This window comes from Phormidium sp. FACHB-592, from assembly GCF_014695795.1.
Lineage (GTDB): Bacteria > Cyanobacteriota > Cyanobacteriia > Leptolyngbyales > Leptolyngbyaceae > Stenomitos.
Map to the genome: position 1 here is coordinate 22,171 of NZ_JACJOZ010000103.1, position 12,235 is coordinate 34,405.

Sequence of the window (12,235 nt, forward strand, 5' to 3'; positions counted from 1 at the left end):
ACACTGACGTTAGTCTTCTGACCCAACCATCAGTTTTTGGAGCGACTCTAGTCCCTTTTTAACCCGACGAGAAACCGTAACAGCACTAATACCAAGACGCTCGGCAGTTTCTTTTTGGGTCAAGTCGTGGAGAAAGACGAACTCTAGGATTTCACGCGTTCGGTTTTCTAGTTGCACTAACGACTGCTGTAGGCGCAACTGGTCTTCTTGCGCTAGTTGGAAGCTGCGATATTGTGTATCCGGTACTAATTCCCCTAGTGACGATGCTCCTTCGTCTTCATCCCGGACGGGTGCATCTAGACTAAGAATGGCACGGTTACGGCAAGCCAGTTTAATCTCTTGCCACTCAGCCAATGTGATATCGATCGCTACTGCAATTTCTGAGTCGATGGGTTGACGCTTCAGCTTGACCTGCAAATCACGTACTGCTAGGACTGCTTGCCGTTCAAGCGCTTGCCAACGTCGGGGAATGCGAACAGAAGGACTTTTATCGCGCAGATAGTGTTGAATCTCACCCCGTATATAGGGAATGGCAAAGGAACTAAAAGCGTGCCCTTTTGAGATGTCGAAACGTTCGATTGCCCGAATCAAACCGATCGAGCCAACCTGTAGCAAATCCTCGTAACCCTCAGTACACTGGTGAATCCAGTGATGCGCTTCCTTTCTAACTAAACCAATGTTAAGTTCAACCAGTTGATTTCGCACCTGAGGACAGGGCGATTGTTGATAGACCCGCAAAAGTTGTAAACTCTCGCTTTTCAATTCACAGTTTACTGTCGTTAGCATGACGAATTTCAGTCGGTAGAGCAAGTGATATCAGGAAGAATCAAACGCCGTCTTAGTTGATGTTCAGCAGGGCACACTGGGCGGAAAAATCACTCTAGGAATGGGTCTTGCAAACAACTAACCATTCGACTAAAGAACTCAATGACTTCAGTTGAACTGCACTCCAGCGACCAGAGCCTTCAGAGTTTTTTCTGAGAAACCAAGTTGGTGTGCTGACGTTCTACTGCTGTTGATTAACACTATTCGTTCACACAGATTCACAGCAACGGCATTTTTACGGATCTGATAATAAAGTCAAAGCGGCTCATCACTGGTTGTTCACTAGCGGTTGCAATACTGTTACAAGTTGGAGTTTCGGCAAAGAATCGACTTCCTGAAATTATACGACTACAACGTTGATTCTACGGAAAGGCAAAGCAGCAGCACTTTTCATTGTGTTTTTTTTTGGTTATAGATACAGATCCCTTATTTACCGTTAAGCAGAATTTCAAGTAAAAAAGTGTAATGTAAAAGCTCAAAAAAAGGGGCTCTATGCCCCCTAAAAAGTAGATCAATTAGCAACATGAAGTGAAAACCCGCTTCATCTAAGACTCAGGAACAAGCTTTCAAAGCTTAGACCGCCGCTGGTTCAACACGAGCATAGAAAAGACCACTGATCCTGACGTCGCTGGGTTTTTTAGAACCCATGTCTGTCTCGGATGGCTGTTCACTCTCAAAAGTGCCGGCAATTTCGCCTGTTACATTGTCAATCTTGGCAACCTGGAGCGAAATTCGACCCTTATCAAGCTGAAACTGCTTTGTGTTTTCCTTTGCTAATTCTTCAGCATCTCCCTGAGCAGGAAGACCGACCGCATTGCCATAACCAGCAGTCAAACCACGACCTTTTGGGTCAAGGAAGTTTGCCGTGCGGTAAGAGGGTACCTTAAACGAGCCTTCGAAGTCAGTAGCAGTACTGATACTACCTAACCCAGGCTGAGTAGTGGCGACTAAGCTCTTAATGGTAAACAAAAACGGAACGCGCTCACCACCAGGAAGCTGCACAGTAATGGCTTGAAAGTCAATACCATCTTGTTCAACGAACGTAAGACTACCATCAGGGTTTAGGTTTAGTTTGCCTTCAACCGACTCAATAGTAGATGTGTAGCGGGTCATTAGTTTAGCGGAAACAAATTCTGCTTTTTGCCGTTTGTTTGTAGATTCCTCTTTGATGAGAAAGCTCGTTGGCTGCAAACAAAGAGAGGTAAGTGTGTAGGACTTATCAGCTTCGATCGGTATTGAACCACGAGATGTTGCTTCTAGCACTGGACAACTATTAGCCAAGCCCGTGCCTCGAATTTGATCGTACGTTAGGGCTTCTCTAGCAAAAGCGGGGGGCGTAGAAAAAACAGTCATTAGACTGACGCATAATGCCAGAAGTGCAACGGTTAAAGCGCGGTACTTCATGAAAACCTCAATATCAACGTAAATATTTTTTGACAATGAAACCAAAAGCTGAATCTTAACGAGCTTCACCCATTAAGACGGGAGCCTTGCCTTAGCGACAACTGTGACAACAGGCAAGAAGACTCTACTAGAACCCAGTACCTAAATCTCTGGGAGCATGCCCCAAGTCTTCAGTGAGACAGGATGAAGTATATCTCTGCCTTACTGAAGGCTTAATTCCTAGACACGATCGAACTAAGACTTCATTCTGAATTTTACACGGCAATGTAGCTTTTACTTGATCTACACAATAAAGTTAGCGCTGACAGTTGCACTTAATACCAGCAGTTGCAGCTACTAGCATTAAAGGGCAGGATGGCAGGTGATGCACTTGACGGACTAATGTCAGATACTAGCTAGATGATTAGGTAGTGTTTAGGGATTTTACTTTGATGAGCGATCGCGATTGTGTTAAGGCACAGCATTTTGAAGCTAGTCTCCAGTCCATTGCTGAGACTATTCGGCAGGTAGCCCGTGACCGTCAAGGTGATAATTTAGCCCTGTTGTCTTTACTGAGGCTGCTAGAAGGCTTGCATCAAGAGATCCGTGATAGCCTATTTCAGGATTCTCTACCTGATAATCGTCAGGCACTCTACAGCTTACTAAAGGATATTGAAGCGTCTGGTGGCTGGCCCTATATCCACCGCATGAAACTACAGTCATTACTAAGCAATTTTCAAGACACAGCGGTTAAAGACCCAGCATCAAGTTTTGCCAGCTTTATTCCTCTTGCAGGCGATGATGAAACGCTCCTTTAAGCACCCGTGTTCATGCAACAGTTGCTTGTTGCCAGTGCAACCACACCCAAAGATAAACAGAAGGCAGTAGGCTCAGTCGATTGCACAAACGATCAAACTAATCTCAACCGACGCTGCATGCGTAACACCAGTCGCAACAGCAATCAAAACACAAAGTGCCAAGAACTGTCGCTCCTAGCACTTTGCGAATGAATTCAAAGACTGCCAGATGGCACTCTTAAGAGTCTTTATTGGTTTCTCTGCTTGCCGTCTGAATGTAGAGGATGAGTAGAAAAACTGCTGGAACCAGCACGAATAGGATGCTTGCAATAAACCCTAACTCATTGACTTGCATAAAATTACCCGACTAGCGCTGCATCGACACTAACAGGATACCACTGTGCGATCTTCCTGACTGAAAATAGGGTTGTGAACGAACTACACGTTGATCGGTAAGAACGCTCTACTTAAGTAGTCATTCTGTCTGTTTAAGCAGTCATTCTGTAAGAAGCGCACACTATGGTTTCTGAAGCAGAAAGGCGTTTGGGTTTAGGGCGATCGCACTCCAAGTTCAAAAGCCTTCATTTTGTAGAAGGCTTAGTTTTAATAGTTACATCACCATTCACTAGAGCCTGACACGCTAGCCGATAGGTAGGAGGTTTCTTCTTCAGTTTGACCTTTTCCGTGTCGGTGAGGGGCGAAAGATGCTCCATGCCTTCAACAACTTCGACAAGGCACGTGCCACATTGACCGTAGCCACTACAGTTGGTCATTTTTCCCACAAAGGTATAAATGTCAATGCGGTTCTCGATTGCCTTTAGTCTAAGGTTTGCACCATCTGCCACAACGACTTCACGATCTTCTTTCAAAAACTTAATGGTTGTCATGCCTTAGATTCCGTTTACAAAAAGTAGCTGTGGTGATTACAGGGAGATATGGTTGTGAGCAGAAGATACCAATTGGGCTTGGTGCCTGCATTCAGCTAGAAGCAGAACATTATTAAGAAGATAGAGACCGTACGCTGTGTACGCTAGAGCCAAAAGTTTGGGGACGTTAATACCATTCCTTAAACCTCATCTACGTCCCTAAAACTTCGGTAACATTTGATAGCCTCAACGCCTTGCTGTTACGTAAGTTTACAAGACTATGCCTGGCTTGCTCAAAACTTTGGCATAACCCTCTTTTGCTTGCAATCGGTTCTCACACTGGTTACACTTCTTTGTACGTCTTCATTTTCACAAACATCGCTGGTGGGCTGCAATCTAGCTCTTGTCAGACCGCCGAATTAAGAGCCAGATTGAGAAGCGTGAGGTTGAATGAGCCTCAGACTTGGTAGAGATACTAAATGTCTGGCGCTTTAAAAAATGTTTAGGAATACGTCGAACTAGAGCTATTCACAAGGAGGAGCGTAGTCAATGGGACTACCCTGGTACCGAGTACATACTGTTCTTATCAATGATCCAGGTCGGCTAATCGCAACGCACCTGATGCACACTGCACTTGTGGCAGGGTGGGCAGGTTCCATGGCTCTCTATGAGCTTGCGATCTTCGATCCGAGTGACCCAGTTCTCAATCCGATCTGGCGTCAAGGGATGTTTGTTATGCCGTTTATGGCACGGTTGGGTGTCACAGGCTCTTGGAGTGGCTGGAGCATCACTGGCGAGACAGGAGTTAATCCTGGCTTTTGGTCGTTTGAGGGTGTTGCGGCTGCTCACATTGTCCTGTCCGGTCTGTTGTTTCTAGCAGCCTGCTGGCACTGGGTTTACTGGGATCTGGAGCTTTTTAGAGATCCTCGTACTGGTGAGCCAGCGCTTGATTTGCCAAAGATGTTTGGCATTCATTTGTTTTTGTCTGGTTTGCTCTGCTTTGGCTTTGGTGCCTTCCATCTAACAGGACTGTTTGGTCCTGGTATGTGGGTATCTGATCCTTACGGTCTAACTGGTAGCGTTCAACCTGTAGCGCCTGAATGGGGTCCAGCTGGGTTTAATCCTTTCAACCCAGGTGGGGTTGTGGCGCATCACATCGCCGCAGGCATTGTTGGCATCATTGCTGGTCTTTTTCACCTGAGTGTTCGTCCCCCAGAGCGTTTGTACAAAGCGCTGCGGATGGGGAACATTGAAACAGTGCTTTCTAGCAGTATTGCAGCAGTGTTTTTTGCAGCGTTCGTCGTTGCTGGCACGATGTGGTTTGGTAGCGCAACAACACCGATCGAATTGTTTGGTCCAACGCGCTATCAGTGGGATAGCGGTTTCTTTAAGCAAGAGATCGATCGTCGCGTGCAGACAAGTGTTGCTGATGGAAGCAGCTTAGTAGATGCCTATGCAGCGATTCCTGAGAAACTTGCTTTCTACGACTATGTTGGCAATAGCCCTGCGAAGGGTGGTTTGTTCCGCACGGGTCAAATGAACAAAGGTGATGGCATTGCTCAGGCTTGGTTGGGTCATCCAGTCTTTAAAGACAGCGAAGGGCGAGAGCTATCAGTGCGCCGCCTGCCTAACTTCTTTGAGAACTTTCCAGTTGTCCTGACTGATAAAGATGGCATTGTGCGTGCTGATATTCCGTTCCGCAAAGCAGAGTCTAAGTACAGCTTTGAACAAAACGGTGTGACAGCAAGCTTCTACGGAGGGGTATTGAACGGTCAAACGTTTAAAGATCCTGCCACTGTTAAGCGCTATGCACGTGCGAGCCAACTGGGTGAACCATTTGAGTTCGATCGTGAGACGCTGAATTCTGATGGTGTATTCCGTACTAGCCCTCGTGGTTGGTTTACCTTTGGTCATGCAGTATTCGCGCTGCTGTTCTTCTTTGGTCATATCTGGCATGGCACTCGTACCATCTTCCGGGATGTGTTTGCAGGTGTTGATCCAGACCTCTCCGAAGAGCAAGTAGAGTGGGGCTTCTATCAGAAGCTCGGTGATAAGAGTACTCGCCGCAAAGAAGCCGTTTAGGCGTTCGTAGAATTAAGGGGCTACAACTGAATCTGCTGAAGATTGACCATTATCGATCATCATGTAGAGACTGTTAGCCCCTTTTATGGTTAGGTCGACAGACTGGTTTTGCAAAGAGGTTGAGATTTTTTGGTATGGAAAGCGTTGCTTACATTTTGATTATTACGTTGGCGCTAGGCGTGCTCTTTTTTGCGATCGCCTTTCGTGAACCCCCCCGCATTGGCAAATAGTTTGAAATCTTCCTTGCGTAGCTATTGCAATGACTTTAGTTGCAATAGCTATGTAAGTGGTGCCTATATTAGTTTGATAATTCAGTTATTTTTAGCTCAAGATTCAGAAAAAGTACGGACTACTCCTGGCTTCTAGCGTTTAGAACAAAGGAGTGACTGTTCTTTTAGCTGTAAAGTAGTGATCGCTAAGTTTTTCGTTCTATATTTGCTTTTGAACTGTAGTCAGCCACCAACGTACGGATTGTCTTCTAACCCGCTGAGCCTCTCGATCCGCGCTGCCCAATTGAAGGATTTGGCTGCTCTCGTTGAGCTTCTTTCAGATAGCTTTTATCCGAATGTTGGCTTCATGCGCTGGTTTCTTCCGCTTTTGCGAGTAGGCGTGTACGAAGATCTGCGCTATCGTTTACGCTCGTCTTCGGCATCAGATTATGTGTGTCTTGTGGCTGTGATCTTGCCATCTACGGGTGAGGCGACTGCGAGACGCGATCTGGTAGGAACGGTGGAAATTACCTTTCGTTCAACTAGCCCCTTTCAGTTTCGCAGTCTGCCTTACCCGTATGTTTCAAATTTGGCTGTATACTCGGACGTGCGCAGGCGAGGTGTGGCACAAAAGCTCTTAGGGGCATGTGAGTCGATCGCTCTAGAGGGCGGCTTTCAAGACCTCTACCTGCATGTGCTAGAAGACAACCATCAGGCAAGGCGATTGTACGAGAAGGCAGGCTATCGGGTGATGCAAGCTGATCCTTTTTGGCGCGGTTGGCTTTTTCAGCAGCCGCGAAGATTACTTTTACACAAGCGTTTGGCGGCACCTTTTTCTCAAACGGCGGATGCTATCTTGCAGTGACCAACGATCGAACGTTTTGCAACACTCACGCTTGCTCTTTTCTCAACCTTAGTTAAGTAGCACCATTAAAACTAAAACAACAGACAATAGCCTGGAAAAACGAGCCGTGTTAACTCATTTTTGACCAGGCTTGGCATGTCTATAAGCGATACGGTTCAATGGTGGAAGGTACGATCGTGCTAGACAAGTAACGGTCTGAACCCGTGTTTCACAGAGACCTGCCCGATCTGCTCCATTTTTTCAACCGTGATATGGTTGCGCCCCCAGGAGAAGTTAGTGTGCCATTTCTCAAATTCAAGCAGCATGGACTCGGCGAAACAAGCAAAAAGCTGGCGAGCGGGAACATCCATATTGACGATGTTCATAATGCGCCAATCAATATCCAGAGAATGCTCGACAATGCCTCCATTTAAGACACAAAGACCTGGCCCCTGAACTTTGGTTGCTAAATTTTTTGGATAGCCACCATCAATCAGCAAACAAGGCTGTTTTAAGGTCGCCGGGTCAATCTCCACACCTTTCGGCATACTGGCGACCCAGACAACAATATCTGCTTGAGGCAAGGCTTCTTGCAAACCCATAATCTTGCCGCGGCCCAGTTCGTCCTGTAACGCTTGGAGGCGTTCCTGGTTACGAGCAATCAGTAAGAGTTCAGCCACATCTGTGCGAGTGTTAAGCCAGCGACAGACCGCACTACCAATGTCTCCGGTTGCGCCACACACAGCAACAGTAGCGGTAGAAAGATTAATACCCAGTGCCTTTGATGCCTGCTCAACCTGGCGGCAGATAATATATGCAGTGTGGGTATTTCCGGTTGTAAAGCGCTCAAACTCCAGCATCACATTCCGTACTTGCCGAACCTGCTGTAAGTTAAAGTTTTCAAAGATGATGGAGGAAAATCCACCCAGTGCAGTGATGTTGATCCCATGCTTCTGGGCGTGCGCCATTGCATTAATAATCTTGCGAGTAGCAGCCTTGATACGACGAGCAGCTAACATCTCTGGTAGAAAGCAAGATTCGACGTATCGACCTTCAATAGTCTGACCCGTAATGCTTGTAACCTTGATAGTATCGACGATCTGGGGCGGGGCACTGCACCAAAAATCAAGACCTTGGTTAGCGTATTCGGGGTACCCTAATTCTTCGGCAACTGATTGAGCGTGCTCTAGGCTTGTGAGATGACCAATTAAACCAAACATGAACGACTCTGCAAACTTAAGAATTTGATGGAAGTAGCTTGATGAGCATCTTTTAACTAACGCGTGTTAGAAGATACTGCCTAGAATGACTCATCTATTAGCAGATAAGCCAGTACCGATTTGAAAGAGTGATGGAATCAATCACTTATGCTGAGAGGAGTTAGTAGCGATCGCCACTAACTCCCGTAAATTACTGCTGCTTAGAGCAAGCAATATCATTGAGGGCTGGCTGCCATTGCTATTAAGTAGCAGATGGATTGCAGCAAAAACACTTTATAGATACATGAGTAGGATCAAAGTGTTCAGCCCACACTGGCTACAACGTTAGGCAGCAGAAAGACCAAGAGCAGACATCCGCATGATTTCGCGAGTGGTAAAGCCAATATTTTCCAGTGCTTCACCGTACTGAATCATAAAGTCTTCTACAAGCGATTCTTTTTCCATGCCCAGTACGTGAGCATCCTTTTCTACTTGATTAAGCATTTGCCAAACTAGAGGAAGATTTTGGCGGTTTGCCGTTTCCAGTTCTGCTTTAGCGGTTTCAAAGTTAGCTTTCAGCCATTCTTCGCCAAAATTGAGGTGGCTGTATTCGTCTTTAACCACGCCTTCAGTAATTTTGCGGGCAAAATCGTCGGCTACTGGAATGTAGATGTTGTAGGCGGCGATCGCAAAGCACTCAATGATCAATGATTGAATCAGTAAGCAGGTCACAATGTTGCCCTGGGCAGCAGCAGCCTGAAAATTTTCGTGTAGTTTGGAGAAGAACTGGCGAGCAAAGTCTAGATCAGGTGTGACCTTGAGGTTGCGTCCACATGCTTCAAAGCCTTTCTTGTGGCGATTCTCCATTTTCGCTAGACTGAATAACTGTTCGCTCTGATCAGGGATTAATTCAGCCAGCCTAATGTAGTTTTCGTTTGCCTCCTGTTCACCCTCAATCACAATCGCGTTAATGCGGCTGTAGGCATCTTTGTAGACTTCACTGTAAAAATCGATTGCTGCACTTGCCTCAAGCTGCGGCATAAGTCTATTGTCTCCTTAGGAATGCAGCCGATACTGATTCGGCGTTGGGACGATTATGGTAAGAAATTTGGCGCAATGCAACGAAAGTGTAAAATTCGTGCCTATCTCACTTTAGCTCTTTCCTGTAAGGGAATTGACTAATTAACGGAAGATTCAGTTCCCATGTGGGGAAATCGCAATTCAGAGTCGTTATCAGCGTCTGTTTACATTAGATTCAGTAAAAAAGAGCACATTTAGAGCTGAGAATCCGTAGATTACGCTGATCGAATGGTGTGCCTACATAGTGCCAGTGCGTTCTTCTCTCACGTTATGCCACCAGAAACCGTCCGTTCAATACCAGCAAATGGTTCCAGCATATTTGCCTTGATCAGCTTCCTTTTGCTGGTATTAGGTGCTGGGCTTGTGTTGTTGCCGTTAGGCATTGTGGCAGCGACTTCTTTTTTGCCGCCTGCAACGGCTGGCAAAGTCTCTGGTTGGTCTTGGCAATCGTATCGTCAGGCATGGCTTCAAGGGAGCTTTCTGCTGGCGTTTGTAAATTCTACTGTTGTAGGACTAGTAGTTACAGGTGGGCAAATTGTCACTTCTGCGTTGGCAGGCTATGCGCTGGCACGCTTGCAGTTTCGCGGCAGGCAGGCGCTTTTACTCATCATGCTGGCAACATTGGTAATTCCGTTTCAGATGTTGGTGATCCCCATTTTTCTAGTCTTAAAGTGGGGGCATTTGATCAATACTTACGGTGCGCTGGTTTTGCCAACGATCGCCAACGGCTTTGGCATTTTTCTACTACGACAATACTTTCAGACCATTCCGATCGAGCTAGAGGAAGCAGCAGCGCTTGATGGTGCAAGTCGGCTGCAAATCTTGTGGCGCATTATGCTGCCGCTTGCCCGACCGGCTTTGACCACACTTTTTCTTTTTACCTTTATTGGCGAGTGGAATGATCTGTTTAAACCGTTAGTGTTTACCACACGTCCAGAGCTAAAAACGGTGCAACTAGCTCTGGCAGAGTTTCAAGAGCAATTTACTAATGATTGGTCGTTGCTCATGGCAGCGGTTGTGATTGCTACGCTGCCGATCGTACTGCTTTTCTTGCTGGGTCAGCGCCAGTTCATTCGAGGCATTGCGACCACGGGCATCAAGAATTGAAGATTGCCTCTAAGGACTTCACACGTAACGTCCTTAGAGGCACGACTACTTAAAAACCACTATTTAGAGGCTAGTGTTGACCCACGATCGCAGCAGTTCATTCACTTGATCAGGTATCTCATCGTGAGGACAGTGACCCGCACGGAGATAGTACTCAGTCAATTGCGGATGATACTGGCGGAACTTTTCGCCCCGCTCTCTAGCGTTGATCCAAGGATCAGCTTCACCCCATAACATCAGCAAGGGACAAGTAAGCTGACCCAGTAACACATCAACCTTTTCACCTTGAGGCGTGCGGAAGACCGAGGCAAACACCTTAGGCGCACCCGGATCACAGGAGGGCTGATAGATTTCCTCGACGAGCTGGTCTGTTACAGCCGTTTGATCTAAGTAAACGTTCTCTAACGTCTTGCGGATCAGTGTTTTTTGGCGCACATACTGGAACAAGAGAAAACTTGCCCAATCCTGACGAAACAACGTTTGGGCAACTTTACCCATAACCTCGCGTATAGGGTCAGGTTTAGTCGTGCCCTGAATGTCTGTGAACGGTCCAGCGCTGTTGATAAGCACTAACCTGGCTGCGGATTCAGGACGTTGAGCAGCGACGCAAAGAGCAGCATAGCCGCCCAAAGAGTTGCCTACAAGGACAACGGGTTGACCAATCACTTGCGTAATAAAGTCGTGAAGCTGATCGCGCCATAGATCGCCACTGTAAGCTCGATCGGGCTTTGCTGATCGCCCAAAGCCTAAAAGATCGATCGCCCAAACTTCAAAGTCTTCACTCAAGCCAGCGATCGACTTGCGCCAGTGGTCTGTAGACGCACCGAACCCATGAATCAGCAGCAGGGGCGGACGTTCTGCTTGACGGGTGCCAGCTTTGACATAGTAAATCGGCTGCTGTTGCCACTGCCAATATTGACCAGGCTTTGGTGGCGAAAGTGGAGGAGCTTGCATTATTTAGGGAAATCAGAATCACCTTCAACATTTTAGCGTGATGCCTATCGCTGAAAGCTTTCAGGAGTTAGCTTTTGTCTGTAGGGAGGTTAGGTATGACGTCCCTACAGATGGTCTTTCGCCTGCTTCTTTAGGCTGCAAGTGCTGCTGGGGCTTCTGACATTTCGGTTGGCACACCATCCTGAACAAGGGAGGGGGATTTACCACTCTTTTGAATGAAATTGCTAATCATCGCGAGCATAGCGTTTACTTTACGCGTACGCCAAGTGTCGATGACGGCATCGACTTCACCTGCGGTCAAACGTCGCTCAAGCGCTTCTCGCAAATAGGCAGCGTGTCCCGTTTCGTCACTGGCGACACTCAAAATACCCTTCTTGAGGTTGGCGCTTACAGGCTCATCCTCCGGTAGCACGTTTGCCATACGCACAAAGTCCTTACTAGCATCCAGTTCTAGAATGTATGTGCTTGCTAGAAAGGCAATCCAGTCGATCGCCTCTGGTTTTAGCTCTGCTGAGGTATAGCCCTCAAAATAGGCATCAAAGAACGGGTTGCGCTTTGGCTCACCGGCTTTTTCTACTGATTTAGGCGTATTCTTAAAATCAATGACCTGCTTATTAAGTTGCCTCAGGGCATGGGCAAAGATTTGACCATGACGACGCTCATCGTTAGCATGACGGGTCAGCTTCTCTGCCAGCCAAAGATCGCCTTCAGTAGCCGCACGATCGCGCAACGTCTCTAAAAACGGCACAGAGCCGGATTCTGCTAGCTGCAAGCTTGCCAGAGTATTTGGACGGGTTAGCGGGTCGCGCATATTACGGGCAGTGATAAACGCGGCAGCACCAGAACCAACCAGATGTAACACTTGGGTGAGAAAGTTCATAGCTGTGTG

Annotated in this window: 13 protein-coding genes; 5 read left to right on the forward strand and 8 right to left on the reverse strand. The window is 47.0% G+C overall.

Features of this window, described 5'->3' with window-relative positions; genetic code table 11:
• Nucleotides 1-9 precede the first annotated feature (9 nt).
• Together H6F86_RS26860 and H6F86_RS26865 are read right to left on the reverse strand one after the other, a co-directional pair.
• Nucleotides 10-786 (reverse strand): RNA polymerase sigma factor SigF, encoded by a 777-nt coding sequence (locus tag H6F86_RS26860; protein WP_190453100.1) that lies wholly within the window; start codon nt 784-786, stop codon nt 10-12.
• 612 nt (nt 787-1,398) lie between these two features.
• A complete protein-coding gene (locus tag H6F86_RS26865) occupies nt 1,399-2,229 on the reverse strand; it encodes a photosystem II manganese-stabilizing polypeptide (protein ID WP_190453103.1) in 831 nt (276 codons plus the stop codon).
• A 431-nt stretch (nt 2,230-2,660) separates the two neighbouring features.
• Between H6F86_RS26865 and H6F86_RS26870 the strand changes: the two genes are divergently transcribed.
• Nucleotides 2,661-3,026, forward strand: coding sequence for a hypothetical protein (locus H6F86_RS26870; protein WP_190453106.1), 366 nt, complete (start codon nt 2,661-2,663; stop codon nt 3,024-3,026).
• 217 nt (nt 3,027-3,243) lie between these two features.
• Here H6F86_RS26870 and psbM read toward each other — a convergent pair whose 3' ends face one another.
• Nucleotides 3,244-3,360 (reverse strand): photosystem II reaction center protein PsbM, encoded by a 117-nt coding sequence (psbM, locus tag H6F86_RS26875; RefSeq protein WP_190453109.1) that lies wholly within the window; start codon nt 3,358-3,360, stop codon nt 3,244-3,246.
• A gap of 226 nt (nt 3,361-3,586) precedes the next feature.
• Entirely contained in the window at nt 3,587-3,892 is a 306-nt protein-coding gene (locus H6F86_RS26880) for a 2Fe-2S iron-sulfur cluster-binding protein (RefSeq protein WP_190453112.1), read from the reverse strand.
• A gap of 528 nt (nt 3,893-4,420) precedes the next feature.
• Between H6F86_RS26880 and psbB the strand changes: the two genes are divergently transcribed.
• The 3 genes from psbB (at nt 4,421) to H6F86_RS26895 (ending at nt 7,027) form a co-directional block, all read left to right on the forward strand.
• Nucleotides 4,421-5,953, forward strand: a complete 1,533-nt coding sequence (gene psbB / locus H6F86_RS26885) for a photosystem II chlorophyll-binding protein CP47 (RefSeq protein ID WP_190453115.1) — start codon at nt 4,421-4,423, stop codon at nt 5,951-5,953.
• 134 nt (nt 5,954-6,087) lie between these two features.
• Entirely contained in the window at nt 6,088-6,183 is a 96-nt protein-coding gene (locus H6F86_RS26890; protein WP_190453120.1) for a photosystem II reaction center protein T, read from the forward strand.
• Between the two features lie 241 nt (nt 6,184-6,424).
• Nucleotides 6,425-7,027, forward strand: a complete 603-nt coding sequence (locus H6F86_RS26895; protein ID WP_242033718.1) for a GNAT family N-acetyltransferase — start codon at nt 6,425-6,427, stop codon at nt 7,025-7,027.
• A 179-nt stretch (nt 7,028-7,206) separates the two neighbouring features.
• Here H6F86_RS26895 and H6F86_RS26900 read toward each other — a convergent pair whose 3' ends face one another.
• Nucleotides 7,207-8,226: a long-chain acyl-[acyl-carrier-protein] reductase gene (locus H6F86_RS26900; protein WP_190453123.1), complete on the reverse strand. Its 1,020-nt coding sequence runs from the start codon at nt 8,224-8,226 to the stop codon at nt 7,207-7,209.
• A 324-nt stretch (nt 8,227-8,550) separates the two neighbouring features.
• A complete protein-coding gene (locus H6F86_RS26905) occupies nt 8,551-9,246 on the reverse strand; it encodes an aldehyde oxygenase (deformylating) (RefSeq protein ID WP_190453126.1) in 696 nt (231 codons plus the stop codon).
• Nucleotides 9,247-9,555: 309 nt separating this feature from the next.
• Here H6F86_RS26905 and H6F86_RS26910 point away from each other — a divergent pair, with 309 nt between their 5' ends.
• Nucleotides 9,556-10,392, forward strand: coding sequence for a carbohydrate ABC transporter permease (locus H6F86_RS26910; RefSeq protein ID WP_190453129.1), 837 nt, complete (start codon nt 9,556-9,558; stop codon nt 10,390-10,392).
• A 63-nt stretch (nt 10,393-10,455) separates the two neighbouring features.
• On the opposite strand, the gene H6F86_RS26915 is transcribed toward H6F86_RS26910, so the two are convergent.
• Both H6F86_RS26915 and H6F86_RS26920 read right to left on the reverse strand, forming a co-directional pair.
• Nucleotides 10,456-11,346: an alpha/beta fold hydrolase gene (locus tag H6F86_RS26915; RefSeq protein WP_190453132.1), complete on the reverse strand. Its 891-nt coding sequence runs from the start codon at nt 11,344-11,346 to the stop codon at nt 10,456-10,458.
• Nucleotides 11,347-11,476: 130 nt separating this feature from the next.
• Nucleotides 11,477-12,226 carry a ferritin-like domain-containing protein gene (locus tag H6F86_RS26920; RefSeq protein WP_190453136.1) on the reverse strand — a complete coding sequence of 250 codons (750 nt, stop codon included), beginning with the start codon at nt 12,224-12,226 and terminating at the stop codon, nt 11,477-11,479.
• Nucleotides 12,227-12,235: the final 9 nt, after the last annotated feature.